Origin of the sequence: Paenibacillus xylaniclasticus, from assembly GCF_004001065.1 — a bacterium.
In the GTDB taxonomy this organism is placed as follows: Bacteria; Bacillota; Bacilli; order Paenibacillales; family Paenibacillaceae; genus Paenibacillus_T; species Paenibacillus_T xylaniclasticus.
Genome location: NZ_BIML01000006.1, coordinates 290428 through 317427, shown reverse-complemented (window position 1 = coordinate 317427; position 27000 = coordinate 290428). Strand labels below are relative to the sequence as shown.

Below are 27000 nucleotides of genomic sequence, written 5' to 3'. Positions count from 1 at the left end.
ATGGTTTCGATTATCAATCAGAACGCATCCGATGAGCTGCTTGAATGGGTCCGCACGGAGTACCGCAATCTTCCGATTCGAGAACTGCTGCGATTGTCACCGCATGTGCTGCTTGGTGTGAGCCAGAAGGCGGCGGACGCGCTGAAGCTGCTTGAAATCAACACGCTGTTCGATCTGGCGACGTCGAGCGTATTCGATGCCGCGTCGAAGCTGCTGAATGCGGCTTCGGATATTCATTCCGCGCTGAGTCAGCATGGAACGCCGACAGCTGATCTCGTACGGGAATCGGTAGCAGCTGGTGTGAAAGTGAACGAGCTGCAGTTCCTCCCGATCAGTGCGCTGCAAGGCGTCCCGGAGAGCGAAGCAGCTGGGCTGCAGCAGGTGCTGGATGTGTCGACGATCCGGGATTTCGCGCTGTATCCACCTTACCGGGCGGCATTGAGGCTGCTGAATGTCGTCTATTTTCCGGAGAATGCTCCGAACTACGACCCCGAGCGTCCAGCCGATCTGCTTCCGAAGACCGGGGAATATCCGACCGAGCGTGTACAATATACGACGCTTCTGATGGATCAAATTCATGACGATAATGAAAAGCTGATCGACATCGCTAGTCCCAGCTTCAAGCCGATTGATATCGGTGCGCTGGCGGCAGGCGATGCAGGGTTCAAAAAAATTGCCTTCGGCGCCCTGCTGACCTTCAATCAATCCTGGTACGCACAAGGGGTTACACTCGGTCAGCTGCTGCACAGCACGGCGCTGGCACCGGGCGAAAGCACGCGGATTGCCGTCATCGATTGGTCGCGCAGAAGCCGGGCCGGCGAGACGGAGACCATTAGCGAGGTTGACGATCTGACGAATGATACGACGCATAACCGGTCGATCAGCGAGGTGACGGAGGCGGTTGCTCGCGAGGCGCAGAGCGGGTTCTCCGAAACGAATGCGACGAGTACCTCGAGTGCAAAAGCAACTGCCTCTGCCGAAGAGCTGTCGGCGCCGCTCGGCGGCTTGTTCGGAGGACCGAGCGGCTCGGCTGGACAGACGAGCAGCACAGCCTCCACGACCTCAGCGGCGGAAAGCTACTCCACCTCATACGGTCACCGTGAAATTGGCAGCACGATGCTGCAGAACGTAAACGACAGGACGCATCAGCATGCTCATAGCAGCCGCAGCCGCCGCGCGTCGGTTGTGAAGGAAGTGTCGCAGTCGGAGCATGAAGGGGTAAGTACGCGAGTGATCGCGAACTACAACCATATGCATGCGCTGACGATCCAATATTACGAGGTCGTACAGGTGTACCGGGTTGAGACCGCTATTGTCAAAGCCGATAAGGTCGTGTTCATCCCGATTGAATTGATTGATTTTAATAAGGATGCGCTCGTCAGGCGCTTCCGGAGCATTTTGTCGCGGGCCGCTCTGACCTATTCCATACGCGAGGCGCTTATTAATCTCGATGTGCTGGAGATTGTGCCGAACCAAGATACGTTCTTCATTAATATTAATAACCGAATTAATGTACTGCTGCGCGAGGCGTCGATTTCCCGCACCGGCTATCCGGTGAAGCCAACAACTACGACCCAGCCGACGAGATCGACAACTCAGCCTGCTGTAACGCAGCAGTCAACTTCATCGACGTCGGCCAATACTCTGTCGCTGATGAAGGGCGACAGCACAGATGCACAAGCTCAGCTGAATGCGGCGATGGCCGTTAACATGCCATCGTTCAGCTTGTCGCACACGCTGCCGGTTTTCCAGCAGGTGAATGATGCGCTGTGGACGATCGAGCATTCCGCTCGTGTATCTAGACTGTTGAACCGCGCCATTCTTCGCTCGAACAGCGCATCGACGTATCTGCCGACCGATGTGACGATTGAAGGCGTCGTTGTGAATGCCGGAGGCACACCGCTCGCGCCCGTATTTCATACGCTGTCCGGCAAGGCGGTCACGACGGTCGATTCGGCGCATCCGCTCGATATGAGCGACGTGAGCCAGATTGGCGTCATCGGCAGCAGTCCGGAGGCGGATTTGTCCGTGCGGGTCGTGCTGACGCTTAACCGCAATGGCGTCCGGTTTCCGTTCGAGCTGCCGTTGTTTAAAGTGTACAAAGGCGCTGCTGGTGAGACGACCGTCGTTCAGATTAAGCTCGGCGGCGTCGACGCGAATTTGAAGGAGCATCTAAGCGAGAATCGGATGCACTACAGCCAAGCGGTTTACCGGTCGCTGGACAGCACGCAGCTTGCGTTCCTGCTTGCCGGTTATGGCGTAGAAGTGGGAGGGAAAATGGTCCCCGTCTCGCAGGTCGTAGAGCCGCGCCCGATCCGGTACATCGGCAACTACCTCGCATTCAAAATGAACACGGACAGCGTGAACGATCCAGAGTGGGCCAAGTGGCTCGACGAGCACGGCATTCATCTGGGGCATGCGAAGGAAGATATTATTCCGCTGCCGTCGGGCGGCACGTTCGCCGAAGCGGTGCTTGGGCGCTCGAACAGCGCAGAGAAGCTCGACATTACGCGGTTCTGGAACTGGCAGGACTCGCCGATTCCGCTGCAGGCGATGGAGATTGCTGCCATTCAGACGGGCAGCCGCGCGATGCCGGAGGACGTCAAGCCAGGGCAGCTTAGCAATCCAATTATCAACATCACGTCGCCAACCTCACTTCCAGATCCGACCGGAACGGCGGCGATATTGGCTGCGATTCAGAACGGCAATCTGTTCCGCGACATGAGCGGCCTTCAAGGAACGATCGGATTGGCGCAGGCCGCGCTGCAGGCGACGAGCGCTGGCGCGGCGACGGCAGGACAACAAGCGGGAGAGAACATGAACAATTTATTGAAGGCGAATACGGAACGTCAGCGCATCGCAGCCGAGATGATTACGAGCCTCGCGAAGACGGCCGCATCCGTCTATTCCGGCGGTCTTGCAGGCGGAGGCGGCGGAGGAATCAGCGGCGGCAGCAATCATTCGCAGGACGGCGCCAAAATCAACTACTTCGATAAGACGCAGGGTCAAAATGGCGCCGCGAGCGGCGGGGCATCCGGCGGAGGCGGGGGCGCCGTCGCCCCAGTTAGCGGCGGCGGTTCAAGCTCCGGCGGAACGCCAGCTGGCGGAGGCGCGGGCTATTCGCAGAATCCGGCTGCGCTTGCCGCGACATGGGGAGACAGTCAGTCGAGGTCCGGCGTTGTCAGCCAATTCCTCGATAAAGTATCGGGCGCGATTAACGGCAGCGCAGGGGACTCTCCGGCAAGCTCGCCGCTGGAAGCCCGCAAAGCGTGGCCGAAGCTCGATCCGACGCAGGTGCTGACGCGTATCGAGCAGCTGAAAAACAACGCTAACCTGTTCAATCAAGGTAGAATCGGGTTGTGCACAGCGGCGTGCTTCTATCATCATATCATCCAGAAGGAGCCGGCTAAGTTCGAATCGTTCGCCAAGGCGCTTTATGGCGGCGGCATTGGATTCCTGGGCAATTTGAAGGTTGCACCGGATTATGATCTTCGTAATGCCGACTATAATGCACTTGCCAGCCAATGGCCGAATATGCCGCCTCAGGCCGATTGGATGCTCATGTCGGCGTTGCGCGACAGCGAGAACTGGTTCTTCGATTATGAGGGCGCGCCGGATGAAGATATAGCGATGGAGACGCCGACCAAAGAATTGTGCGAATGGTATAAGAAAACGGGCTTCTATACCGACGCTGTTTTTAAAGAAGATCGGAGTATTACCGGTATTAAAGCGATCAATAAGACGGCGAACAATCATATTGTGTTGTGGATTCGCACGGCGCTGCTGCAGCCAGGCGACGGCACGCACGTCATTACGCTCGAAAGCCCGATTACAGTCGATGAGGCGAATGACAAAATTACGTTCGACTACTGGACTTGGGCGAATCCAATCAAGACGATGAGCACGTCGCTGTCGAACTTTAAGGCAAATTACTTAGGGGCGATTACGGCGACATTCTAAAAGTTGTGAAGGCACGTTCCGATCGGGGAGGGACGTGCCTTTTTGGCGCGATGATGCTTTTTCATATTGGGTTGAATGGGGGGGAATGTGGAAAGGATGAAGCGTGAGTATCGATATGCTGCGGATGTACGGGAGCCATTTGTATAAGGGGAGGAAATGACGGGATGAACGAGGCTCGGATTGAGATACCGCCGTATTTTTCGTTTGAGCAAAACTTGGGTTATCTGACTCGTTCTGCAGACGAAAGCATGTTTCAGGTAGAAGAGGGGCGGGTGTACCGTTGGATCGAAGCGGGAGATGAGAGGCATGCGGTAGAAATTACGGATGGTAATGAGGGGCATATTCGGCTACGGTTCAAGGATGAGCCTTCGACCGAAGGACGGGATAGGATCGTTCGATATGTGCGGGATTGGTTCGATACGGACACAGATTTGGCCCCGTTCTACGCAATGGCGGAGAAGGATCTGCTGCTTCAAGAAGCGGTCGTTCGTTATCGGGGGCTTCGGCTTATCGGCATCCCGGATCTGTTCGAGGCGCTGTGCTGGGGCATACTTGGGCAGCAGATCAATTTGAAATTCGCGTTCAAGCTGAAAAAAAGATTCGTCGAGCTGTTCGGCTCCCACCTGGAGTGGGAGGGGCGGACGCTTCATCTGTTTCCGACACCAGAAAGGGTGAGAGAGCTTCGCGTCGAGGATCTGACAGCTTTGCAGATTACGACGCGCAAAGCGGAATATATGATCGGGGTAGCCGAGCTTATGGCCAGCGGCGAGCTGACGAAGTCGTCGCTTCGGGCGGCTGGAAGCTTGAAGGAGGCAGAGCGGCGGCTCGTCAGCATTCGCGGCATCGGTCCGTGGACGGCTAACTATGCGTTGATGCGCTGCTTGCGGATGCCGAATGCTTTTCCGATTGACGATGCCGGCTTGCATATCGCGATTAAGCAGCGGCTGGGCCTCTCGGAGAAGCCATCCGTGAAGCAAATTCGGGAGCTGTCTGCTGGCTGGGCGGGCTGGGAGTCGTATGCGACGTTCTATATGTGGCGCACGACGTATTGAAGTAGTCTTGTTAATGTGCTGCTATCCGCGCAGTCGAGCCCGGTCCTGTAGTCTAATGCAACAGCGCCCGCAGCAGAGTACTACAACCAATAACCCATATGAAACGCGACAGCGCTGTTTCATATGGGTTATTGGCATTAGCAGAAAGCGAACAGAATCGTGAAGTCCGGGATGATGCAAGGCGTCAGCGGGAAGCAGTGGCCGATCACGAAGCCGAACAGGTTAGCGACCGGAAACATGAGGAAGACGTTGTTAAAGGTGAATATGAGCGACCAGCGGTTGTAGCAGAAGCCGGGCAATACCCGGTCCTCGTCCTCGCGAGGCCCCATTGTGCCGAATTGGGCGAATTGTACGGCTTGCTGGAGCGTCTGCGGCCGCTGGCGGATGAATGCTTGCAGCATTTGCGGATTGCTTCGCAAGTAATTGTACAGGAACAGCATTTCCGCCGGCGGCTGGCCTACTGGGCGGGGATATTGAGCGAGCACCGCAGGCAGGTTCGCTTGCGACAGCTGTGCGGGAACACCGCCGGCTCCCTGTCCTGGCACAGGCAGCACACCGCCGCCCTGTCCTGGCACGCCTTGCGGGGTAAATATGCCGCCGCCTTGGCCTGGTAATCCTGGAAAGCCCGGCAGGCCGCCTGGTGTAGGCGTAACGCCCCCGCCGATACCTGGAATCCCGCCCGGCAAAGGTAATAAGGTCCTGTCGTCTTGAACCGGCACGTTCTCGTACTGAACAGGCTGTACTGGCTGTACCGGCTGTGCCTGCTGTATCGGCTGAACGAGCTGCGGATGATAAACGAGCTGTACAGGCTGTACAGGAACTTGCATTTGGAAGTAACGCGGGTCATACACGACCGTTTGGGCGGCCGGAGCTTGACAAGAGCATCCCATTCAAGCAGCATCCTTTCGAGATGTAATAGCTCTATATCGTATGCGGCATTCGCCCAAAGGTGCGATGTCATCGAATCGACACGAACCGCGCCTCGGAATGTGACGAATGTATCATGACGCTGGCGCGCTCGGATGGTAAACTCATGGTGGTCAGGTAAAATGAGGCAATCCGCTCCGGCGAAGCAAGAGCATGCTCACCATACTTATTGCGGATCACAACCGGAATATGGAGGGATGGCATGGGGTAAAAGACTGGCTCTTGCGTATCAAATATATGCAAGCTCTATACGTCATTGGCATCGTACTCATCGTTATGCACGGTGCATGGTCGATCTGGACCTTGAAACACCCGTATGCACAACCTGCCATGCAATCCATTCCGACGATCACAAAAGCGACGCCCGCAGCAGCCGCTCCCATGCCGGCAGCGCCTGCCGTGCAGAGTACAGGTACCGGCGCAGGCAGTGAGCCTAATACGATTACGACGCTTGTAATTAAACCGATCGTGACATCGCCTGTCAATCGGGTTATTTTTCGTAGCCTGTTCTATCTGTTTGTCTGGGTGCTGCTGTTTCTGGTCGTGCCCGTTGCGTTCCTGCGACTGAAGCGGTTCAAGTTTTTTAACGTGGAATTCGAGGTCGAGGGCGAGCGTGCAGCGATTCAGCAAGCGATTATTACGACGTCCAAAGCGTCATTGATGGAATATCTGACGGGCAGAGATGCATTTATTAAAACATTGAGCTGTATGCACGGCAACGTCATCACGTTCTCTGACGTGTTGCGTGTCCTGTTAGACGATATTCAGGCGGCGTACAGAGATACGTTCAACGCCGGCTTTACGATCGAAATCTATGAGGACGAAATTCCTCCCAAATATGCGCCGATGGCACAGCACTCGAAGGAAACCGGTCACTCCTCGCTCTGGAACAGGTCGGAGACCGATCATCCGTTCAAGCCGAACCGAATGGTATATTATTATCCACTTAATGAAACAAACTTTCTGCTTACAGTACTGAGCAGCTATGCGACGCAGTTCGATGCGTTCGACAAGCATGTACTGCCCTTACTCCATAATGTCATCAGCACGAATATCGAATCCATCGAGCTGATGGTCGTTGCTACGAATCCAAATCCAACGTCGAACCCATCCCCCAACTCGTCGGAAAATCCAGAGTCCTAGAGAGTAAATTTTGTTTGCAATGGTTGACCGGCTTGTCCGGAAGCTAATACAATATGGTCCAAAAGAATGGAGGGATCGGAGCTTGAACAAGAAGAGGAAGCCCATTAATGCAGCTGAAGTCATTAGACGCGCATCCGCTGTGCTGTCCGGCCCCCGCGTTCCGGAGAAGACGGCCAAGGATGCCATGAGGAATGTGAAAGTAGAGAAAGACGACCCGCTAGTGAAACGATACGCGTCTCGATAATGAGAGTTGAACCTCCGAAGTCGCTAAGCTTGATGCGGCCGGAGGTTTTTTGTTGGATATAGGGGGACAAGGCTATCGTCGAAGCCACGGCTCGACTAACGAATGCCAGTGCTTGCGGATTATTCGTTGCAGAACAGGCGAGTTCGCAATCAGCTCGGAGGGCTGACGAATGTCCAGCTTATGACGACTCAGCTCCTGAAAGGAGCGGGCATGCAGGCTTTCGCCGTGCTGGTACTGCTGAAACAGGCTGCGCATCGTTCGATTGTGCATTTTCTTTCACCTCGACCATCCATCCTATGCACCCGCTCGAGGGAAAGCGACGGCGTAAATAGGCTGATGAAGCTCTTATTATGACTTTATCGCCATTCTATCTCTTCTTTAGACCTAGCTGTGATTAGGTCTATCCTTAATTTTATGAAGTAAAAGCTATATTTCACCGGGTTAAGCTATGCGCGCTTTCTCATTTATGATTACAATAGGGTGAGGGTTAAACACAAAACATTGTGACCGGAGGAGACGCAGTAATGAACAGTATAGCAGTTAAATACGAAAACCCGGTCATTCCGGGCTTTTTCCCGGACCCGAGTGTGATTTGGGTGGATGGCTATTACTACTTGGCGACTAGCTCTTTCGAGTATTTCCCGGCGGTCCCGATCTTTCGCAGCCGCAATCTAGTCGAATGGGAGCAGATCGGGCATGTGCTGACGAGAAGCAGCCAAGTAGACATGACGAAACGCAACAGCTCGGAAGGCATTTATGCTCCGACACTTCGGTATCATGATGGTGTGTTCTATTTGATTACGACTGATGTGTACGGCATAGGAAATTTTTACGTAACGGCTACTGATCCGGCAGGACCATGGTCGGACCCGATCCGCATTCCATACGGCAATATTGACCCATCGCTGTTCTTCGACGAGGATGGCAAAGTATATGTGACAGTTCAGAATGGCGCTGACCTGGAGTCGCATATTATCACCTACGAAATCGACATCGCGACGGGTAAAGCGTTGAGCGAGCCGGTCGTCGTATGCCGCGGAGACGGCGGCGTATGGACGGAAGGGCCGCATTTGTACCGTATTCATGGTATTTACTATTTACTCTGCGCGTGCGGAGGCACGGGTCGTGACCATCGTGTGCTGGCAGCTCGGAGCGAGTATCCGACCGGTCCGTTCGAACTGCTTGACCATCCGATTCTAACTCACAATAAGCTGCCGGATCATTCGCTGCAGAACCTCGGTCATACCGATCTGATCGAAGATGAGGCGGGTAACTGGTGGGCGCTGTTCCTTGGCGTACGTCCGGTGGACAGCCGATACAGTGTGCTTGGCAGGGAGACCTTCCTTGCGCCGGTCATTTGGACGGAGGATGGCTGGCCTATGATCGATAACAACGAGGGCACTGTTCAACCGATTATGAATGTCGAAATTCTCGCAGGAGGTGCGGGACTCGTATCGCGGCACGGCTTGTTGAGCTCAGGGGCTTACCGGGAGAGATTCGACGGCAAGTCGTTAAGTCCACGGTGGGCGGCCCTTCGTACGTTCGATGAGGAACGAATGTCGCTTACGAAGCGGCCTGGAACGCTTGCGCTGACGGGTCATTCCTACACGCTGAGCGATGCGGCCCCAACGGTGTTCGTCGGCGTTCGTCAGCAGCACGTACAGATGAAGGCGGAGACGCGTGTGGCGTTCGAACCAGTTCGAGATGGAGAGGAAGCGGGCCTGTCTGCTCGTCTTCATGAGAAAGCTCACTATGAGATCGGTATTCGCCGTGAAGGCGGCGCTGATTATATCATCGTGTCGCTTACGTCTAACGGTTCTACGACTGTTGCGGCGAAGCAATTGCTTGATTCGGTTAGTGGAGGGATCGGACTAGCGATTACGTCGGATGCCTATACGTACCGTTTCGCTTGGTCGGCCGACGGCAGTACGTGGCATGAGCTTGCACAAGCGCTCGCGGATGTGCTGTCCTCGGAAGTAAGCGGCGGCTTCACAGGCGTATGCATCGGCTTGTATGCGACAGGTAATGGAACGCCATCTACTGCGGTGGCATATGCAGAGTGGCTGGACTATACACCGCTGTCTTAGCGGAGCTTAATGAGGATTGTCCTTACGCAGCATAAATATGCGGCTTAAGGACAATCCTTTTTTGCTTTGGTTAGGATTGAGAGCAGGCGGCAGACTAAAATATTTTATCATTTTCCAAAAACCGGAATTAGATCATAGGAGTGGTTCTAGAGTGGTAATTCTTTATTTTTGATCGGAATAAGGGGGAAATTACCTATATTTGCTTTGTCGGGTTATCTCGCTTCATTTTAATTGTCGAATCGGGTATATACGGCAGATTACGGCTGAATACTGTCCCACAGGGACTTTGAATGATGCAGGGCACGGCGTTATATTGAATCTGACGTATAGAACGGATAATAGAATGAAGGTGAGCGGCAATGGAATCGTGGCGGCGGCAAATGTGGATTTTATGGTTCGGTGTATTGTTATGCAGCTCCAGCTACACGATGGTGATCCCGCTCCTCCCGCTGTTTCTGCCGGAGCTCGGTGTCACGGACGATTCCGTCTATTGGTGGGCTGGAATCGTACAATCGTCCTCGTTTCTAATTGGAGCCGTTATGGCTCCGCTGTGGGGCTCGCTGGCGGACAAATACGGCAAGCGTAAAATGGTCATCCGGGCCGGATTAAGCCTTGCGGTTGTATACTCTTTAATGGCGTTCGTTCACAATCCGTGGGAGCTGGTCGGCATCCGGCTGCTGCAAGGCTTCGTTGCCGGCTTCGTGCCAGCCTCGATGTCAATCGTCGCTTCGATTGCACCGGAGAACAAGCTCGGCTCAAGTCTTGGCACGATGCAGGCAGCTTCGATGTCCGGCAGCATTATGGGACCGCTGCTCGGCGGCTTGCTGGCGGAGACGTTCGGCCAGCGGCAGTCGTTCGTCGTAGCGGGCATATTTCTGATGCTGGCGACAGCTGCAGTATTCTTCTTCGTTCATGAAGGGAAGACGGGGACAGCGAGCAAAGGTGCGGCTGCGTCTCCGAGAACAACGATGCTCGGCGATTACCGCAATGCCCTTCATAACAAGCAGCTGCTTAATTTGCTTCTACTGCTGCTCCTGTTCCAGATGTCCGTAAGTATGGTGCAGCCGCTGCTGACGCTTCATATCGCCGATTTGCAGGGAGGCGTGGAGGATGCGGCGGCGACAGCCGGCTTCATTTTGTCGCTGATCGGCATTGCCGGCATTCTCGCATCGCCGCAGTGGGGCCGAATCGGCGAGAAACAGGGCTACACGCGCGTGTTAATCTTTTGTCTCATCGCTTCGGGGTGCGTCATTTGTACGCAATATTTTGTTCATCAGCTGTGGCTGTTCACCGTTGTCCAGTTTTGCTTCGGCTTGTTCCTCGCAGGTATCGTACCGGTCATCAACACGCTTGTCGTGCAGAACACGGACCAGTCGTTCCGCGGCCGTTCGTTCGGTATGACGACGAGCGCCAATCAACTCGGGCAGCTGTTCGGTCCGTTGATCGGCGGAGGGATGGGCATGTTCCTCGGCATTGAGTGGCTGTTCGTTACAACGGGCTTATTGCTAGCCTCCGCTGGCGTTGCCGTATCGCTTCGTTTGGCGATGAAGAAGGTTCCACGCGTACAGCCGCAACCGGGTTATTCTGATCAGCGGAGGTAATGGCGCATAGCGTTTACTTTATTGATACACAGCTCAGATCGATAAGCAGCCGCTTGCCGAAAGGCAAGCAGGCTGCTTATTTGTGTGCAGTAGCAACACGAAGACTGATTTGTTATAACATCCTCGCTGCTGCTGCATCACAAAAAGTGTCACACCAGAGAGCTACAAGAGTCTACCATGCACAGAAGCTGCACTTATTTGGTTTGGCCCGCCTGATATGTTACATTCATACTAGCAACCGGAGTAGGTTAGCTTGAAAGATTACGAGAGTAGAGGAGTCTGACATGTGTTCCTTCGACTACTGCCCTTTCTAATATTACTGGCGATCATCAATTTCTATATTGGCTGGCACGGGGATCTAGTGCTTCGCCATGCAGGCTTGGATGCCGCGCTCGGCATTTACTGGCCGTTGTTCGGTGTGCTGTCTTTCGGCTATTTGCTTGGTAGAACGCTGAAGCTAGGTCCGATCGGTCGGCTGCTTAAAGTCGTGGGCTCCTATTATGTAGCGCTTATCGAGTTCTCGCTGCTGCTGCTGCCCGTCGCGGATCTGGCGGCATGGATTATGGGAGCAGCGGGTATGGAGCGTACAGATACCGTACTGATTTTGTTCGGTATCGTAGCTGCGATTCTGCTGGTCGTTCTGCTGCGCGGTTCCTATAACGCATGGTCACCCGTTGTGCGCAAGCATGTGCTGACGGTGGACAAGCCGGCTCCAGCCGGGAAGCCTAATGAGCTGCGGGTCGCCATGGCGTCTGATCTGCATCTAGGCAATATCGTCGGCAATCGTCACCTGCGCAAATTAATTGAACGAATTAACGCGATGAATCCGGATGTTGTGCTGCTGGCGGGCGACGTGCTTGACGATTCGATTGAGCCGTTCCTGCGCAACAATATGGCTGCTACGCTTCGGCAGCTCAAAGCGAAGCATGGCGTGTATGCCGTGCTCGGCAATCATGAATATTATGGCGGCGATATTGAACAATATGTTCAGATGATGAACAGCATTGGCATTGCTGTGCTTCGGGACGAGACCATTACGGTTAATGGGATGTTTCATGTCGTCGGGCGCAAGGACAAGACGGCGGAGTCGGGCAGCGGCAGGCTGCCAATGAATGAGCTTACCGCTTCGCTGGATAAGACGCTGCCGATTCTGGCGATGGATCATCAGCCATACGGATTTACGCAGGCGGCAGAGGCGGGGGTCGATCTGCTCATGTGTGGACACACGCATCGGGGACAATTTTTTCCGAATCATTATGTTACTCGCCGGCTGTTTGAACTTGATTGGGGCTATATGCGCAAAGGACTTATGCATGTCATCGTATCGTCCGGATTCGGCTCCTGGGGTCCCCCGATTCGTCTGATGAGCCGTTCGGAGATGATTGAAATTACGCTGCAGCTTCGAAATGCGTAATGATGCACTAACCGCTTGAGCGGATACGAATACATGGTCTGAGAGAAGGGTGGAGTACAATGAATAACATCCGCAACATCTATTGTGTTGGCCGAAATTACGCGCTTCACGCCCAAGAGCTGGGCAACGACGTGCCGGAGGAGCCGATGATCTTCTCGAAGCCGACGCATGCGCTGCATCCGGCAGAAGGAGAGCTGCGCTTGCCTTCCGGCATCGGCGCCATTCATTATGAGGCAGAGCTAGTAGTTCGGATCGGGCGTACGTATGAGCCGGGGATGTCCGTTGATCAAGCGGTTGATGGTCTGGCGATCGGCATTGATTGGACAGCACGCGACGTACAGGACAAGCTGAAAGAGAAACGTCATCCGTGGCTGCTTGCCAAAGGGTTCAAAAACGCTGCCGCGCTGTCGCCGTTTCGGCCGTTCCCTGGCGCAGCAGCGTTCCAGGAGCTGACGTTCAGCTTGCTGATTAACGGTGTTGAGGTGCAGGCAGGGAGCCCCCGGGACATGATTTTTCCGCTGGAGCGGCTTGTTCGTTACATTGGTGACACCTTCGGCCTTGATGCAGGCGACATTATCTACACCGGTACGCCTGCTGGAGTCGGCGTCGTGAAGGATGGCGATGAGCTGACGCTGCTTCTCGGCAGTGAGCGATTCGGCCCGCTGCGCGTAAGGATACAGGTGTGAGACGTACGGTCGAGAATATGCTGCCAGACTGTCGAACAAGAGGCTTCTACGACTTTAGTCGTAGAAGCCTCTTTGGTATTACAGACGAAAGAAGTAGGCAAGTCTCCGACCATTCACTGAAGATTGTGCGCTGCTCCCTCGCTATAATGAGGACATAGATCACACAGTTACTTACTCATTTAGAGCAACGCAACGTATTTAGGAGGAGCAGATAATGACGAACGTATTGTTTATTAAAGCCAATGACCGTCCTGCTGATCAAGCGGTAAGCGTACAGCTGTATGACGCTTTCGTGGCAAGCTATAAGAAAGCAAACCCAGATCAGCAAATTACGGAGCTTGATCTGTACAACATGAACCTGCCGTATCTGAATAACACGATGATTACGGGGATGTTCAAAGCGGCGCGCGGCATCGAGATGACGCCAGAGGAAGCGGAAGCGGCGGCAATCGCCAACGGGTATCTCGACCAATTCATGGCGGCTGACAAGATCGTCTTCGCCTTCCCGCTCTGGAATATGACGATTCCAGCTGTTCTCCATACTTACATGGATTACTTGAACCAAGCCGGCAAAACATTCCGCTACACGGCTAACGGTCCGGAAGGTCTGCTTGGTGACAAGCAGGTTGTCATTCTGAACGCCCGCGGCAACGTGTACTCCGAGGAGCCTTTTGCAGCTTCCGAGATGGCGGTGAACTATGTCGAGAACCAACTGCGCTTCTTCGGCGTTCACAATATCGAGAAAATTATCGTAGAAGGCCATTCGAAATTCCCAGACCAAGCAGAAGCTATTATCGGTGCAGGTTTGGAGAAAGCGGCAGCAGTGGCAAGCTCGTTCTAATTAAGCGAAGTCGTCCTATAAAATTAATAAAAGAGCAGCGGTGCATGATGCACGGCTGCTCTTTGTGTACCGAGCGAAAACAAAACAGCCCTGCATGGGTCGGACGACGGAGTCCTTCCTGCACAGGGCACGGAGCTTGCTTCATATTCAAGGAAATAGCTTTACAGCCAGTTCGACGACCAAGTTCCGATCTCGCTCAGCACAGGGGAGAGCGCCCGGCCCTTGTCCGTTAACGAGTACTCGATACGAACCGGCGTTTCTGGGAATACTTCTCTTCGAACGATGCCTTCTTGCTCCAGCTCCTTCAGCCGCTCCGACAGCAGCCTGCCGCTAATATTCGGTAAGGAGGCCTCCAGAGCACAAAATCTCCGAGGTCCCGGAAGCAATTGATATACGATTAGCGAGACCCAGCGTTTGCTCAAAATTGCTACCGCTTTCTCGAAGCGAGGACATATAGCCGTCTCGTTCATCCTCATCACCTCAATGTAAATTATTATATCGCAAAGACACTAAAATAAATATAGTTGGTTTGAAAAGGAAACGGTGGACCGCATCTTATTCGGGTTGACTTCAATAAGAGGAGATCATATACTAACTTACATAAAGTAAATGATTAATATTAAGTAACTAATCGATGTGACTCGTTACTTTATCGAATACGATATATACACATAGGGAGGCCATTTTATGATGCCGGCTTTATTTATCGGCCACGGTTCACCAATGATGGCGATTGAAGATAATGAGTGCGGTCTGTTTTTATCCCGATACGGTTCGGTAATCGGTAAGCCGAAAGCGATCGTGCTGTTCACGGCGCATTGGGAAACAGACGTTCTAACCATCTCGTCCGTGAGCGGCACCTACGATACGATACACGATTTCGGCGGATTTCCCCGCGAATTATTCGAGATCCAATATCCGGCGCATGGCGCCCCGGCGCTTGCGCAAGAGGTAGGCCGCAGGCTCAGCGAGCATGGGATTCCAGTGCAGTACGACTTGCAGCGCGGACTTGATCATGGTTCATGGGTTGTTCTGAGAAGACTGTTCCCGGATGCTGATATACCGGTTGTGCAAGTGTCCGTGCAGCCATTTCAGACGAATGAGTACCAGTACCGGGTTGGCGAGGCGCTGCGCGGATTGGATGTACAAGATGTTCTAATTATTGGCAGCGGTGCGACTGTGCATAACTTCCGTCAAATGAAATGGGGCGGTGGAGAGCCGGAGCAGTGGGCGATCGATTTCGACGATTGGCTGGTGGACCGAATGACGGAGCGCGATTTGCCTTCGCTGTTCCGCTTCGAGGAGAAGGCGCCGAACGCCATGCTGGCCGTGCCGCGTCCGGAGCATTTTGTCCCCTTGTATATTGCTTATGGAAGCGGAGACCCGGAGCATAAGCCGGAAGTAATTCACCGAAGCTATGAGATGGGAACGCTCAGTTATATTTGCTTGAAATTCTAATTGAAATGAATACGAGTGTTTATAATAATGGGACCGGGGCTTGCGACAATGGCAGCCTCGGTTTTCTTTTGGGTGTAAAAGCAAAAGTTATCCCGATAGTTATCCACATTATACACAAGTTCACTTGGGGATAAAATCTGTATAACATTCTCCACAATGGAGCATTGACACTCACGTTACGTGATCCCTTACGATGATGGCAGAGGTGATGCAACGATGCACTATAAGGTGAAGGAAGTGGCCGCAATCGCGGGTGTGAGCGTTCGGACGCTGCACCATTATGACGAGATCGGGCTGCTGAAGCCGTCGGAGGTAAGAAGTAACGGTTACCGGTACTACAGCGACGAGGATTTGGAGCGGCTCCAGCAAATTTTATTTTTCAAGGAGCTTGACCTGCCGCTGCAGCAGGTACGTGCAATTCTTGATGACGAGCGGTACGATCGGCGTCGGATGCTGCTTATCCACAAGGAGCTATTGCTGAAAAAGAAGCATCGCCTCGAGCAAATTATTAAGTCGGTGGAGCAGACGCTCCAATCGATCGAAGGAGGTGTTGTAATGAGTAAGCAGGATATGTTTGAACCGTTCGACATGAAAGAGATTGAGGAGCATCAGAAAAAGTACGGACAAGAAGCGGAGCAGCGCTGGGGGAATACGGAGGCCTATAAGGAGTCGGCACGCCGAACGGCTAAGTATACAGAGGTCGATTGGAGCCGGATCAAGCAGGAAATGGCTTCGGTGTACGAGGGACTAATTGCTCGTATGGCGTATGGCCCGGATGACGAGGAGGTGCAGAGGATCATTACCGGTCATCGCCAGCATATTACGGATCACTTCTATGAATGCTCGACCGAGATTTACCGCGGGCTCGCCGATATGTACGTAAGCGACAGCCGATTCGCCGATAATATCGACAAGCACCAGCCGGGCCTTGCTGCTTTCATGAGTGAAGCGATGCTTATCCACTGCGATCGGGTCGATTCTCATAAGGCGTAACTACGGAATTGAATCGATTCGCGCACATTTTGTCCACATTATCCACAACTTAATATGTGGATAATAACTGAATAACACGCCTGCACGATGTGCAGGCTTTGTTATTTGTCGGAGCAAACGTTTCTCAATTGTGAATGTGACAAGGCATCGCGGTACAAATTAATGAAATGGACAGGATGAGCACGAAATCGAAGGTGTAACAGCAGCAGCGCAGAGATAATAGTGGATGGTGACGAATAAATAAGTCCACGAGTCCTATTTTTATTTATATGAATAAGTGTGGAGGTGCGGGAGTGGTTAAGGGGACGATGGAAGAGGTTTTGGCCGCAAAGCAGCAGGCGCAGGATGACGACAACGGGGTAAATCGAGAGCGGCTTCTTGAAGAAGATCAGAAGGCAACAGCCTACGGTGTCTTTATCTTGCGGCGGGCGGTCCGATGAGCAGTCCTTCCGTAACGAACGATGTTGTCATCGTAGGCGGCGGGCCGGCCGGCTTAAGCGCGGCACTCGTATTAGGAAGATCGCTTCGCTCGGTCGTAGTTATCGACGAAGGGAAGCCGAGAAATGCGTCGGCACGGCGGTCGCACGGCTATTTGACAAGAGACGGCATCGAACCGGAAACGCTGCGAATGCTGGCCAGAGAGGAGCTGCGGCGCTACGAGACGGTTGACCTCCGGCATGATACAGTCGTAGAGGTCAGCTTGACCGAAGGAAGGTTTCTGACTAGTATGGCAAGCGGAAGCTCGGTTATAAGCCGGGTCATCGTATTCGCTTCGGGAATGAAGGAGCAGCTGCCGTCATGGCACGGCCTGTCCGACGTATACGGCCGGTCAGTGTTTCCGTGCCCTTATTGTGACGGCTGGGAGCTGCGGGGGAAGCCTCTTGCTGTGCTTGGCGGCGGTGCGCATCTACTGTCGCATATTAAGCTGATCCATCATTGGAGCCGGGATTTGGTTGTATGCTCGGATGGACCTGCGGAGCTGAAGCGTGAGGAGCGGGAGCAACTCGTACAGCGGGACGTTGCCCTATATGAGCAGCCCATTGCGAGACTGGAATCGTCGGCGGACGGTCAGCTGACGCATATTGTGCTGGCGGACGGGATGCGAATTGCGCGCAGCGGCGCATTTCTGACAAATTCGGGCGCGCATCAAGCGACCGATATTCCTCGGCAGCTTGGCATACCGCTCGACGAAACGGGCGTATATAAGACCCATTCGCACGGGCTGACCCGTATACCCGGCCTCTATATTATCGGCGACGCGAAGCAGTCGTTCTCGGGTCTGACCGGCGCAGCGAGCGAGGGCTATGAGGCTGGCGTTGCGATTAACCGCGCTTTGGTGGAAGAGGACTGGTGATTGCCGTTAGCCGATACTAGAACGTTATTTGGTGTATGAGGCCGGCGTCCGTCCGGTCGTTCGTTTGAACACACGTTGAAAATAGGAAACGTCACGATAGCCTAGATAGTCAGATATTTCGGCTACGGTCAGCAGGGAGTCGGTAAGCATATAGATAGCCGTCTTCATTCGTGCCGCATGTACGGCCTCGCTGATCGTCTGTCCGGTTGCTCTTCGAAACAAGGAGGCGGCATAGTTCGGCGTCCGATTAATGCATGCGCCGAGCTCGACTTTCGTAATTCTCTCCCGATGATATTGCTGAATGTACTGCTTCATTTTGTCGACGAGCTTTTGAGTGCCTTGTGCCATCGGTGCCTGATCGTATTCGCGGTTCCAGAGCGCGAGCAATTCGGTTATGACGGCTGAACCGCGAATGTCGGCATAAGGGGCTTTGTCCGTCCATTCCGCATACGCCTCGCGAAGTCGTTCTAGCATCCATTCGAACCGTCCTGGCCTGCCATGGGCGAACGGCTTGGTGAGAAGCAGCGGGAGCTGCTTCTCAAGCGGCAGCTGCTCCGTCTTGAAGCGGATAACGAGCTTCTCGTGGAACACGGTCGGGACTGTCTTGCCGTAGTAGTCTGCGTCTGGCGGAATAAGGAGAACGTCGCCTTTTTCCAGAATGAGCTTGTCGCCTCCAATCCAATAGACGCATTTGCCGTAGCTGACGAGTACGAGCGAGTATGCGGCCTCTGTTTTCGTTCCTTTGGAGTTGCCGTACCAGTTCATGCTTTGGTCCATATTCATGTCGAGTAGTTTTAACATGGTTAAATCTCCTGGGCTAAAAATCGTACTATAGTATTAATAGAATACTATAGTTCATATGCGAATGAAAGTTTCAGCAGTACAATGAATACATACAGCACAATTCAGGAGGCGTCACTCATAATGCGTAGAACCAAAATCGTATGTACAATGGGCCCGGCTTGTGAATCGGTCGAAACTTTGAAGGATATGATGAAAGCAGGCATGAACGTTGCGCGTCTGAACATGGCGCACGGCGAATTGGAGGATCACAGCGCACGTATCGCATCGATCCGCGAAGCGGCAGCCGCTACCGGCTCGAACGTATCGATACTAATGGATATTAAAGGTCCGGAAATCCGGATTGGCAAGCTGAAGGAAGCTTCGTATGAGCTGAAAGCCGGACAAGCACTCACGCTCGTAACCGAAGAACAGCTCGGCGACAGCGAGAAGCTGTGGGTTAACTATGCGGATATGCCGAAGGTCATGGAGCCTGGCGGCGTCATTCTCCTCGACGACGGCTTGATCGAGCTTCGCGTCAATTCGGTTGATGAGAAGAACATCTACTGTACCGTTGTGAACGGCGGCGTCATCAAGCCTCGCAAAGGCGTGAACCTGCCAGGCGTTCGCACGACGCTTCCGGGTGTAACGGAACGTGACGTTATGCACATTAATTTCGGTATTAAGGAGAACGTCGATATCGTGGCGGCATCGTTCGTCCGTCGTGCGGAGGACATTCGCGAAATTCGTCGTCTGCTTGAAGAGGCTGGCGCAGGACATATCCAAATCGTGTCCAAAATCGAAAACCAAGAAGGCGTCGAGAATCTGGATGAAATTATCGAAGCGTCCGACGGCATCATGGTTGCCCGCGGCGACTTGGGCGTTGAGATTCCGGTCGAAGACGTGCCGCTCATTCAGAAAGTGATGATCGACAAATGTAACGCAGCCGGCAAGCCGGTAATCGTTGCAACGCAAATGCTCGACTCCATGCAAGTGAACCCTCGTCCTACGCGCGCCGAAGTAACGGACGTTGCGAACGCCGTACTGCAAGGCACGGATGCGGTTATGCTGTCGGGCGAGACCGCTGCCGGCAAATATCCGGTTGAGTCGATTCGGACGATGGCGACGATCGCTGTCAAAACGGAATCGATCATGGAATATGGCGGCAATCTGACGAAAGAAGGCTTTGGCCAATCGTCCAGTGTGACGGAAGTTATCAGTAAGTCCGTTGTAGGTTCGTCACTCGAGCTCGGTGCTAAAGCAATTCTGACACCGACGGAGAGCGGCTTTACGGCTCGCATGGTGTCCAAATACCGTCCGAAAGCGCCGATTATTGCGATTACGTCGGATGAGCGTATTAAGCGTCGTCTTGCTCTCGTATGGGGTGTAACGGTAGTAAGCGGCGAGAAGGTCGCGTCCACGGACGAGCTCTTCGACTTGTCGCTTGAAGCAGGCCGCGCAACGGGCATCCTTGAATCGGGCGACACGGTCGTCATTACGGCTGGCGTGCCGATCGGCAAGTCCGGTGCGACGAACCTGATTAAGATTGCTCAAATTTAATAAAGCTCAAGAAGCTGCTGATGGACCAAGGTCCGTCAGCAGCTTTTTTTCATTGGTTAATGCTTATCTCTACCGTAAGAATAAGAAGTCGTTCGATCGTGATGGTTGAACGGCTTCTTGCTGCGTGAATCGAGGTTATCGTGGGAATGCTAAATGTATATAGATGTATTGTAAGGGGATGAAATATATTCGATTTTCTCGGTTTTGGTATGGCCGTTGGAATTCAATTCGCAATAAAGTATTTATCTCCACATTGGTATTCCTTATTATTCCATTTATAATAACATTCAATTGGATGAACAAGACGCTGGAGAACGTCATTGAGCGTAAAATCGGCAGCTCCGCGCAGGAGTCGCTTCATCTCGTTAATCTGAATATCAATTTGTTCCTGGAGGATATGCTTCGTTCATCTGTCGATATCGCCACGAATCCCAGCATTACGAAGCTGCTTAAAGAGCCGCAGTCCTATTCGCCATATGAGAAGCTGCGTTTGAACGATACCGTGTTGAACCGGCGGCTGTACAGCTCTTACTTTACCAATACCTATACTACATTATTCGATCGGGAAGGCAACTGGCTGAGCACCAGCTTCTTGCCGGAGCAGCTTCGTGAGCAATATGTCGGTGCGAAGTGGTATCAAGACATGATGAGTAAGCCTTACCAGCAGAAATGGATGTTCAATAATAACGAGCGGCTCTATTTGGACCGCAAGCCAATCGTGACTATTGTAAAGACGATAACGGAGCTGCAATCTGCCCGTAACATCGGCATGATTGTGTTCAGTGTGACGGAGACGGATCTGCGGCGTTATCTCAGCGGGTTAACTGGCGAAGTGTACTTGGCCGATCAGGAGGGCACGATCGTATCCAGCTTGACCGAGTCGATGGTTGGCCAAAACCTCTCTGACGAAGGGTACATGAATATTGTTCAAGCCAGCGACCATGGGCAGCAGATTATAAAGATGGACGGAGACAAATGGATCGTCAATTACGGTACGATCAGCATTAACGGATGGAAGCTTGTTCAGTTAGTGCCCTATGATACTGTGTTCAAGGAGATATTCGATACCCGCTATACGAATTGGGTCGTATTCGTGCTCATTCTGATCGTTTTTCTGCTTATTACATTATCGGTGTCGTACCGCATTTCAAGGCCGCTTCTTCTGCTTCGCAAAAGAATGCAGGAGCTGGAGGAGAAAGGCTTCCACTCGACGCTGTCTGTGTCTGGACCGGAGGAGATCGCTTCGCTGATTGAGACGTACAACCGAATGGTGAAGGAGATACGCGGGTTGCTCACTCGGGTAAAGGATGAATATAAGCAGAAAGAGGACATGCGGTTTCGGGCGCTGCAGGCGCAGATCAATCCCCATTTTCTTCTGAATACCATCAATAATATTAAGTGGATGGCTTATCTTCGTCAGGATGGGGAGGTTGGGGACATGCTGTCGAATCTCGGCGGTATTCTGGAGGGCAGTATTGGGCGAGGAGGAAGCCTTATTCCGCTCCGGCAGGAGCTTGATTATATCGACAATTACGTTGGGCTCATGCGCATGAAGTTTCATGATATTGAGCTTGTCATTCAGGTGCCTGAAGAGCTGATGGAACAAGAGGTTATCCAAATTATGCTGCAGCCGGTAGTGGAGAACAGTCTCATCCATGGCATTGAGCCACTAGGCGCTGCAGGGCGTATAACGGTGGAAGCACGTGTGGAGAACGCGACTTTCGTGCTGGATATTACAGACAACGGCGTTGGTATGTCGAATGAGAGGCTGGCTGAGATTCGAGCGGGACTAGAGGCGGAAGCTGATGCCGATAAGGAAGCGCCTATGCGAATCGGCATTAAGAACGTGCATGATCGGCTGCGGCTTCAATACGGGGAAGAGTATGGGATTCGCATTTACAGCGAGGCGGGTAGAGGGACGACGGTCCGGTACGTGCTGCCGGTGCGATTCGCATCGAAGGAGGGAGCGACGTGAAGCTTAAAGTGATGCTGGTCGACGATGAACTGCTGGTGAGGCTGGGCATCAAGTCGTTGATCGATTGGGAGAAGCACAATTTTGAATTTATCGGCGACGCCGGGGACGGAGAGAAGGCACTGGAGCTGATGGAGCGGCAGGTACCGGACATTCTGCTGACTGATATCGTCATGCCGCGCATGGATGGCTTGGCTTTGATCGAGACGGTGAAGCAGCGTTATCCCCGTATGCTCGTATTCGTCCTCAGCAGTCACAATGAATTCGATTATGTACGCAAAGCGATGAAGCTTGGAGCCCGGGACTACTTGCTTAAAACCTCCTTGAAGCCAGCGGAGCTGCTGGACTTACTGGTTGAATCTTCAAGGCAGCTGGCGGAAGAGCAAGCTCAGGCAGCTTCCAGAGATCGGTCGGACCGTCCCGTAGATGATCGTAGGGCGAGATTATCCCGTATGCTGTCGCAGCTGCTGCGAGAGGAGCAAGGTTCAGAGCATGCCAGCGAGCTAACCGAGGAGCTGCCATCAGGGTGCGCGCTGCTCGTGCTGCGTGTACAGAGCAGGCATGACGGCAGCGCACTGGACAAATCGGTATTTCGGCTGCTGGAGCATCTGATCGAATCGGAGCTGGATCGTATGCTGGAGAGCCAGCCTGTAAAGGTACAGGACGGCGATATTGTCGTTATGCTTGCTGATCGGAACGGAAGCGGAGAGACTGGTCCTATGAGGGAGCGGGCAGTCGAGCAGCTGGCCAGTGCTGCAAGCCGTCTGCTTGGGCTGTCGCTACAATTGGAGATGAGCGGTGAGCTGGCGAGCTGGGCGGAGGCGAAGGCGTTCTATGCGGAAGCGCAAGCAGCGTTATCGAGCTCACGCTTGCGGGAGCCTTCCCGCGAGGACATCAAACGGCTGATCGATTATATGAGGGCGAATATCGCTCAAGAGCTGTCGCTTAAGCAGGCAGCGGAAATGATCAATATGAGTGAGAGCTATTTGAGCACAATTTTTAAGAAAGAGACGGGGTTCGGGTTTACCGATTGGATTAATGCGATGCGGGTCGAGGAGGCAGCCCGCTATTTGGAGCATTCGAGCATGCCCAGCTATGCGATCGCACAGAAGGTCGGGTACGAGAACATCAATTACTTCGGCCGGATTTTCAAAAAGCTTAAAGGCGTCAGTCCGCAGAAATATCGAGCAAAGCGGCAAGGGCAGGGTGAGAGTACGAACAATAAATAATTATATCGTTGAACGTTTGGGGTCGTCCGTCAGTTTCTATTGACTATCTGGACGTCCCTTTGTGTTGTAGAGGCATAATGAAATGATCAAAACGCTTTACATTACATACACAAGAGATATTGATACCTTTATGCTTGAACAACATAACGGGATAAATTCAGGCAATCTTGTTTATCATGATAAAGGTGAATTTGTTGAGACGAGTATGATTTGGTTTGATGATCCTTTTGAGCATATCAATATTGTGAGTCATTGGGGACCGGATAAAGCACTGAAGCTCTTTATTGTTTCTGGCTCTTCTTATGAGGAGGCAATCCGTACTCAACAGGAGATGAGACAAAGGTTTGGTTCGTCTTTTGTTCCACGTGAGTAGCGGGTGCATGAGACTGAGCTCAATATTATGGATTTCAAGAAACAGCTCCTTGGAATGGGCAGTGGTTCTACCACTTCATCCGATGGCTGTTTTTTTTCGTTAAAAAGAAAATTCGCAGCTTCCTGTCGGCTTTTACAGCACGGAGTGTTGGTGGTTCATTAGAAATGTAAGCGCATTCACAAAAAAGTGAACATTCGGCCTTAAAATCGTGAACATTCGCCTCCTATCGAAAGATGATGAACGAAACTCCCAAACTCCGTTCCTATTGATTGCGCTTTCAGCGGCCTATAATGAGCGTAGAAGCCAGCCGAGGATGATCGGCAGCCAAGATGTAATCGGCTTCAGCCACCTTAGATTAGGAGGGTAGAGCGAGATGATGGTAGGTACTGTAGACCGTTGGGGGGTTCAGCGGCAGGAGATGCATCCGGTCATCAGCCGGGCGATCGATTTTTTGGTATCCATGGATAAGGGCATACTGGAAGAAGGTCTTTACCCGATTTGGGGAGAGGACATGTATGCAAGACTAATGTCGGTGAATACGAAGCTGAAAGAAGAGCAGCCCGCCGAGAAGCATGAGCAGTACTATGACATTCATTACGTGCTTCAGGGCGAGGAATGGATAGGCTGGAAGCGGGATGACGATTCCTGCGCTCCTGTGCAGCCGTACGATGCGGGGAATGATTGTGCATTATATGGTGAGCTTCCAGGCGAGACGATGATCAAGCTTATACCGGGAATGTTCATGGTGCTGTCGCCTGACGATATTCACCGTCCCTGCCTGACCGAGAAGGCGACCTCGCAATTGAAGAAGGTCGTCGTGAAAGTAAAAGCATCGCTGCTCTAACTCGTCGTCATTGGAACGATCAGATGAATCGACATGATAATCAAGGGGGAAATGCTCCATGTTTAACAAAAGCAAACGGTTGACGACAATCACCTCACTCATGCTCGTGATCGCGCTGCTGGCAGGCTGCTCCGGAGGTAAGTCAGCTGGTACAGCTGAAGACAAGGGTACAGATGGAACAGCCAACGGCAAGAAAAAAGTTGAGCTCGCACTGTGGCTTACACCGCAATGGAAAGGCGTATTCGATGCAACGGAGCCCAAGGCGGACTATGACAGCTTCTTCAAATACGCGGCGGACAAGTTCTCCAAGCAGTATGACAAGTATGACGTGAAAGTGAATGTACAAGTCATAGCCGGCGATCAGCGGGACGAGCTGCTCAATGTCAATCTGAACGGCGGTACACCTCCTGATATTTTCTTTGAAAGCGTGTTCGCAATGGGCGATTATGCGCACCGCGGCGCTCTTGAGCCGCTGAACGACATTATTGATGACGAAGCTAAGAAAGATATTGATCAAAGCTATTGGGATAACGTCACTTACGGCACGAATAAAGATATCTACTTCTATCCGTTCTCCCATAATCCGGGTACATTCGCATACAACGCAGACATGTTCCGGGCAGCTGGTCTGGATTCGATGATCGGCGGCGAGAACGAAATTAAGACGTGGACACTTGACGAGTTCAACAACATTCTGAAGACGCTGAAGGATAAACTGCCGAAGGACCAATATCCGAACGCTTATCCGATGGGACTCTTCGCGCTGAACAATCAGGGTGATACGTGGAATCTCGCTTACCTGCGCGCGTTCGGCAGCTCGTTCTTCGACGAGAACGGCAATATCGCACTTAGCGATGAGAAGGGGATTAAAGCGGCAGAGTGGATGAAGAGCATCTATGACGCTGGATACACGAATCCGGGTGCGGAATCGGTATCGTCGAACGATGCGAACGCCATGTTCCAGAACCAGCAGCTGGCGATCAGCTTTACGAACGCGATTCTGTTTAATAACGCGAAGGCAGACATGAACGCTGGTAAAGCGCCGAAGTTCGACATCCGGCTGGCGAACATTCCGTCTGCTTCGGGCAAACCTTTGTCCTTCACGTATGTAGTCGGTGCGAGTGTATTCAAAACGGGCGATGCTGTGAAGACGGAAGCAGCTAAGGACTTCGTTAAGTTTTTCTCCAGTGATCCAGAGCTTGTGTCGGCATCGAAGAATAGTATCCCGGTTCGCAGCTCGGTTGTAGAACAATTGAAGGATCAATACCCGCTGTTCGCTGCTTATGATGCGAACGCAGAGCATATGTTCAGCTTCACCGGCAACGTGCCAGGCTACAGTGAGCTCCGCCAAGTGCTCTATCCAGAGCTGCAGGCGATGTACGTCGGAGAGAAAACGCCGGAGCAGGCCGTTAAGGATTATGAGAGCAAGGGCAATACCGTTATTCAGAAAGCACGCGAGAGCTCGGTTATTCAGTAGTCGCTCATGAATAACCACAGCAATCCGCCGGAGTACGATCCGTCCGGCAAGATCAATACTCGGTCTTCCGCCGCCTATCTTAGGCGGCGGGAACCGGATGAGAAAGGGAACGGATATCCATGAAACTACGCAATCAAGTCTGGAAGGATAACATCACAGGCTATCTGTTCATCCTGCCGCAGCTGCTCTTGTTTCTCCTGTTTATCGTTTATCCGATTATAGAAGGCATACGGCTAAGTCTTTATAAAGTCCAATATAAGCAGGAAACGTTCGTCGGCTTGGACAACTACGTGACGCTGTTCAATGATCCTGTATTTTTTAAATCGATTATTAACACCGTTATTTTCGTCGTCTTTATCGTCATTCTGACCGTCGTATTTGCTCTATTCGTATCGTCCGCTGTGTTCGACAAAAATGCGAAATATGTCTCCTTCATTCGAGGCAGCTATTATATCCCGGTTATGGTATCGATGGTTGTCATGAGTATGGTATGGGGCTTTCTGCTCAATCCGGCTAACGGACTTATATCGTTTGCAGCGCGGGAGATGGATTTCAGTACATTTAACTTACTTGGCAACAAAAATACGGTATTACCGGTTGTCATCTTCGTCACCTTCGCGACGAATGTCGGCCAGGCGATCATTCTATACATTGCATCTATGATCGGCGTTCCGAAAGACTTGTTCGAGGCAGCCGAGGTGGATGGCGCAAGCCGTCTCCGTGTTATCTTCCAAATCTTAATTCCGCTCGTGAAGCCGACGACGATCTACATCACGATCATTAACATCATCGCCGTGCTCAAAATCTTCGTCGTTATCCAGATGCTGACCGGCGGGGGACCGAACAACGCGACCGTTACGATGATGTATTATCTCTACAACAATGCGTTCAAGTACAACCAGCTTGGCGTTGCTTCCGCTGTAGGGGTGATCATGTTCATCATTACGCTGCTGCTATCGGTGCCTCAGCTTAGAGCGATGTTTAAAGAGAAGTAAGGGGGATCAC

The 27000-nt window shown here is 52.6% G+C and carries 24 protein-coding genes; 20 read left to right on the top strand and 4 right to left on the bottom strand.

Going from position 1 to position 27000, the window contains the following annotated elements; translation table 11 throughout:
• Both PXY01_RS10420 and PXY01_RS10415 read left to right on the top strand, forming a co-directional pair.
• On the top strand, nucleotides 1-3960 hold the full coding sequence (locus tag PXY01_RS10420; protein ID WP_127569785.1) for a hypothetical protein: 3960 nt from the start codon (nucleotides 1-3) through the stop codon (nucleotides 3958-3960).
• Nucleotides 3961-4124: 164 nt separating this feature from the next.
• Nucleotides 4125-5012: a DNA-3-methyladenine glycosylase family protein gene (locus tag PXY01_RS10415; protein WP_127569784.1), complete on the top strand. Its 888-nt coding sequence runs from the start codon at nucleotides 4125-4127 to the stop codon at nucleotides 5010-5012.
• A gap of 137 nt (nucleotides 5013-5149) precedes the next feature.
• On the opposite strand, the gene PXY01_RS10410 is transcribed toward PXY01_RS10415, so the two are convergent.
• Complete coding sequence (locus PXY01_RS10410) at nucleotides 5150-5902, bottom strand: hypothetical protein (RefSeq protein WP_127569783.1); 753 nt, start codon at nucleotides 5900-5902, stop codon at nucleotides 5150-5152.
• A gap of 190 nt (nucleotides 5903-6092) precedes the next feature.
• Between PXY01_RS10410 and PXY01_RS10405 the strand changes: the two genes are divergently transcribed.
• Complete coding sequence (locus PXY01_RS10405; protein ID WP_127569782.1) at nucleotides 6093-7082, top strand: hypothetical protein; 990 nt, start codon at nucleotides 6093-6095, stop codon at nucleotides 7080-7082.
• A gap of 82 nt (nucleotides 7083-7164) precedes the next feature.
• Nucleotides 7165-7326 (top strand): hypothetical protein, encoded by a 162-nt coding sequence (locus PXY01_RS22330; protein WP_164744377.1) that lies wholly within the window; start codon nucleotides 7165-7167, stop codon nucleotides 7324-7326.
• Nucleotides 7327-7398: 72 nt separating this feature from the next.
• Here the strand turns inward: PXY01_RS22330 and PXY01_RS10400 are convergent, their stop codons facing one another.
• Nucleotides 7399-7596: a hypothetical protein gene (locus PXY01_RS10400; RefSeq protein WP_127569781.1), complete on the bottom strand. Its 198-nt coding sequence runs from the start codon at nucleotides 7594-7596 to the stop codon at nucleotides 7399-7401.
• Between the two features lie 254 nt (nucleotides 7597-7850).
• Here PXY01_RS10400 and PXY01_RS10395 point away from each other — a divergent pair, with 254 nt between their 5' ends.
• The 5 genes from PXY01_RS10395 (at nucleotide 7851) to PXY01_RS10375 (ending at nucleotide 13955) form a co-directional block, all read left to right on the top strand.
• A complete protein-coding gene (locus PXY01_RS10395) occupies nucleotides 7851-9413 on the top strand; it encodes a glycoside hydrolase family 43 protein (RefSeq protein WP_127569780.1) in 1563 nt (520 codons plus the stop codon).
• 359 nt (nucleotides 9414-9772) lie between these two features.
• Nucleotides 9773-11014 carry an MFS transporter gene (locus tag PXY01_RS10390; protein ID WP_127569779.1) on the top strand — a complete coding sequence of 414 codons (1242 nt, stop codon included), beginning with the start codon at nucleotides 9773-9775 and terminating at the stop codon, nucleotides 11012-11014.
• Between the two features lie 286 nt (nucleotides 11015-11300).
• Nucleotides 11301-12428: a metallophosphoesterase gene (locus PXY01_RS10385; protein WP_127569778.1), complete on the top strand. Its 1128-nt coding sequence runs from the start codon at nucleotides 11301-11303 to the stop codon at nucleotides 12426-12428.
• 59 nt (nucleotides 12429-12487) lie between these two features.
• On the top strand, nucleotides 12488-13114 hold the full coding sequence (locus tag PXY01_RS10380; protein WP_127569777.1) for a fumarylacetoacetate hydrolase family protein: 627 nt from the start codon (nucleotides 12488-12490) through the stop codon (nucleotides 13112-13114).
• A 214-nt stretch (nucleotides 13115-13328) separates the two neighbouring features.
• Nucleotides 13329-13955, top strand: coding sequence for an FMN-dependent NADH-azoreductase (locus tag PXY01_RS10375; protein WP_127569776.1), 627 nt, complete (start codon nucleotides 13329-13331; stop codon nucleotides 13953-13955).
• Between the two features lie 161 nt (nucleotides 13956-14116).
• Here the strand turns inward: PXY01_RS10375 and PXY01_RS10370 are convergent, their stop codons facing one another.
• Nucleotides 14117-14425, bottom strand: coding sequence for a winged helix-turn-helix transcriptional regulator (locus PXY01_RS10370; RefSeq protein ID WP_127569775.1), 309 nt, complete (start codon nucleotides 14423-14425; stop codon nucleotides 14117-14119).
• Nucleotides 14426-14642: 217 nt separating this feature from the next.
• On the opposite strand from PXY01_RS10370, the gene PXY01_RS10365 reads away from it, so the two are divergent.
• From PXY01_RS10365 to PXY01_RS10355, 4 genes are all read left to right on the top strand, one after another.
• A complete protein-coding gene (locus PXY01_RS10365; protein ID WP_127569774.1) occupies nucleotides 14643-15413 on the top strand; it encodes a dioxygenase family protein in 771 nt (256 codons plus the stop codon).
• Nucleotides 15414-15629: 216 nt separating this feature from the next.
• Nucleotides 15630-16406, top strand: a complete 777-nt coding sequence (locus PXY01_RS10360) for a MerR family transcriptional regulator (RefSeq protein WP_127569773.1) — start codon at nucleotides 15630-15632, stop codon at nucleotides 16404-16406.
• Between the two features lie 293 nt (nucleotides 16407-16699).
• On the top strand, nucleotides 16700-16846 hold the full coding sequence (locus PXY01_RS22325; protein WP_164744376.1) for a hypothetical protein: 147 nt from the start codon (nucleotides 16700-16702) through the stop codon (nucleotides 16844-16846).
• Nucleotides 16843-17760, top strand: a complete 918-nt coding sequence (locus tag PXY01_RS10355) for an NAD(P)/FAD-dependent oxidoreductase (RefSeq protein ID WP_127569772.1) — start codon at nucleotides 16843-16845, stop codon at nucleotides 17758-17760. The genes PXY01_RS22325 and PXY01_RS10355 overlap by 4 nt, the downstream gene beginning before the upstream one ends.
• Nucleotides 17761-17784: 24 nt before the next feature.
• On the opposite strand, the gene PXY01_RS10350 is transcribed toward PXY01_RS10355, so the two are convergent.
• Nucleotides 17785-18561 (bottom strand): AraC family transcriptional regulator, encoded by a 777-nt coding sequence (locus PXY01_RS10350; protein ID WP_127569771.1) that lies wholly within the window; start codon nucleotides 18559-18561, stop codon nucleotides 17785-17787.
• A 123-nt stretch (nucleotides 18562-18684) separates the two neighbouring features.
• Here PXY01_RS10350 and pyk point away from each other — a divergent pair, with 123 nt between their 5' ends.
• The 7 genes from pyk to PXY01_RS10315 all read left to right on the top strand — a co-directional run bounded on the left by pyk (nucleotide 18685) and on the right by PXY01_RS10315 (nucleotide 26990).
• Nucleotides 18685-20100, top strand: a complete 1416-nt coding sequence (gene pyk / locus PXY01_RS10345) for a pyruvate kinase (protein ID WP_127569770.1) — start codon at nucleotides 18685-18687, stop codon at nucleotides 20098-20100.
• Between the two features lie 295 nt (nucleotides 20101-20395).
• Nucleotides 20396-22075 (top strand): sensor histidine kinase, encoded by a 1680-nt coding sequence (locus PXY01_RS10340; RefSeq protein WP_246027865.1) that lies wholly within the window; start codon nucleotides 20396-20398, stop codon nucleotides 22073-22075.
• Nucleotides 22072-23301, top strand: coding sequence for a response regulator transcription factor (locus PXY01_RS10335; protein ID WP_127569768.1), 1230 nt, complete (start codon nucleotides 22072-22074; stop codon nucleotides 23299-23301). The genes PXY01_RS10340 and PXY01_RS10335 overlap by 4 nt, the downstream gene beginning before the upstream one ends.
• Nucleotides 23302-23383: 82 nt before the next feature.
• The gene (locus PXY01_RS10330; RefSeq protein ID WP_127569767.1) at nucleotides 23384-23674 is read left to right on the top strand and encodes a hypothetical protein; all 291 of its coding nucleotides are present in this window, start codon (nucleotides 23384-23386) and stop codon (nucleotides 23672-23674) included.
• 373 nt (nucleotides 23675-24047) lie between these two features.
• Nucleotides 24048-24518: a NanQ anomerase/TabA/YiaL family protein gene (locus tag PXY01_RS10325; RefSeq protein ID WP_127569766.1), complete on the top strand. Its 471-nt coding sequence runs from the start codon at nucleotides 24048-24050 to the stop codon at nucleotides 24516-24518.
• Between the two features lie 58 nt (nucleotides 24519-24576).
• Nucleotides 24577-25995: an ABC transporter substrate-binding protein gene (locus PXY01_RS10320; RefSeq protein WP_127569765.1), complete on the top strand. Its 1419-nt coding sequence runs from the start codon at nucleotides 24577-24579 to the stop codon at nucleotides 25993-25995.
• A 119-nt stretch (nucleotides 25996-26114) separates the two neighbouring features.
• Entirely contained in the window at nucleotides 26115-26990 is an 876-nt protein-coding gene (locus PXY01_RS10315; RefSeq protein ID WP_127569764.1) for a carbohydrate ABC transporter permease, read from the top strand.
• Nucleotides 26991-27000 lie beyond the last annotated feature (10 nt).

What these genes read in the sequence shown, in the direction of transcription:
- PXY01_RS10420 (WP_127569785.1), top strand. Translation starts at nt 1, where the DNA reads ATGGTTTCGATTATCAATCAGAACGCATCCGATGAGCTGCTTGAATGG.
- PXY01_RS10415 (WP_127569784.1), top strand. Translation starts at nt 4,125, where the DNA reads ATGAACGAGGCTCGGATTGAGATACCGCCGTATTTTTCGTTTGAGCAA.
- PXY01_RS10410 (WP_127569783.1), bottom strand. Translation starts at nt 5,902, where the DNA reads ATGGGATGCTCTTGTCAAGCTCCGGCCGCCCAAACGGTCGTGTATGAC.
- PXY01_RS10405 (WP_127569782.1), top strand. Translation starts at nt 6,093, where the DNA reads ATGCTCACCATACTTATTGCGGATCACAACCGGAATATGGAGGGATGG.
- PXY01_RS10400 (WP_127569781.1), bottom strand. Translation starts at nt 7,596, where the DNA reads ATGCACAATCGAACGATGCGCAGCCTGTTTCAGCAGTACCAGCACGGC.
- PXY01_RS10395 (WP_127569780.1), top strand. Translation starts at nt 7,851, where the DNA reads ATGAACAGTATAGCAGTTAAATACGAAAACCCGGTCATTCCGGGCTTT.
- PXY01_RS10390 (WP_127569779.1), top strand. Translation starts at nt 9,773, where the DNA reads ATGGAATCGTGGCGGCGGCAAATGTGGATTTTATGGTTCGGTGTATTG.
- PXY01_RS10380 (WP_127569777.1), top strand. Translation starts at nt 12,488, where the DNA reads ATGAATAACATCCGCAACATCTATTGTGTTGGCCGAAATTACGCGCTT.
- PXY01_RS10375 (WP_127569776.1), top strand. Translation starts at nt 13,329, where the DNA reads ATGACGAACGTATTGTTTATTAAAGCCAATGACCGTCCTGCTGATCAA.
- PXY01_RS10370 (WP_127569775.1), bottom strand. Translation starts at nt 14,425, where the DNA reads ATGAACGAGACGGCTATATGTCCTCGCTTCGAGAAAGCGGTAGCAATT.
- PXY01_RS10365 (WP_127569774.1), top strand. Translation starts at nt 14,643, where the DNA reads ATGATGCCGGCTTTATTTATCGGCCACGGTTCACCAATGATGGCGATT.
- PXY01_RS10360 (WP_127569773.1), top strand. Translation starts at nt 15,630, where the DNA reads ATGCACTATAAGGTGAAGGAAGTGGCCGCAATCGCGGGTGTGAGCGTT.
- PXY01_RS10355 (WP_127569772.1), top strand. Translation starts at nt 16,843, where the DNA reads ATGAGCAGTCCTTCCGTAACGAACGATGTTGTCATCGTAGGCGGCGGG.
- PXY01_RS10350 (WP_127569771.1), bottom strand. Translation starts at nt 18,561, where the DNA reads ATGTTAAAACTACTCGACATGAATATGGACCAAAGCATGAACTGGTAC.
- pyk (WP_127569770.1), top strand. Translation starts at nt 18,685, where the DNA reads ATGCGTAGAACCAAAATCGTATGTACAATGGGCCCGGCTTGTGAATCG.
- PXY01_RS10340 (WP_246027865.1), top strand. Translation starts at nt 20,396, where the DNA reads ATGAACAAGACGCTGGAGAACGTCATTGAGCGTAAAATCGGCAGCTCC.
- PXY01_RS10330 (WP_127569767.1), top strand. Translation starts at nt 23,384, where the DNA reads ATGATCAAAACGCTTTACATTACATACACAAGAGATATTGATACCTTT.
- PXY01_RS10325 (WP_127569766.1), top strand. Translation starts at nt 24,048, where the DNA reads ATGATGGTAGGTACTGTAGACCGTTGGGGGGTTCAGCGGCAGGAGATG.
- PXY01_RS10320 (WP_127569765.1), top strand. Translation starts at nt 24,577, where the DNA reads ATGTTTAACAAAAGCAAACGGTTGACGACAATCACCTCACTCATGCTC.
- PXY01_RS10315 (WP_127569764.1), top strand. Translation starts at nt 26,115, where the DNA reads ATGAAACTACGCAATCAAGTCTGGAAGGATAACATCACAGGCTATCTG.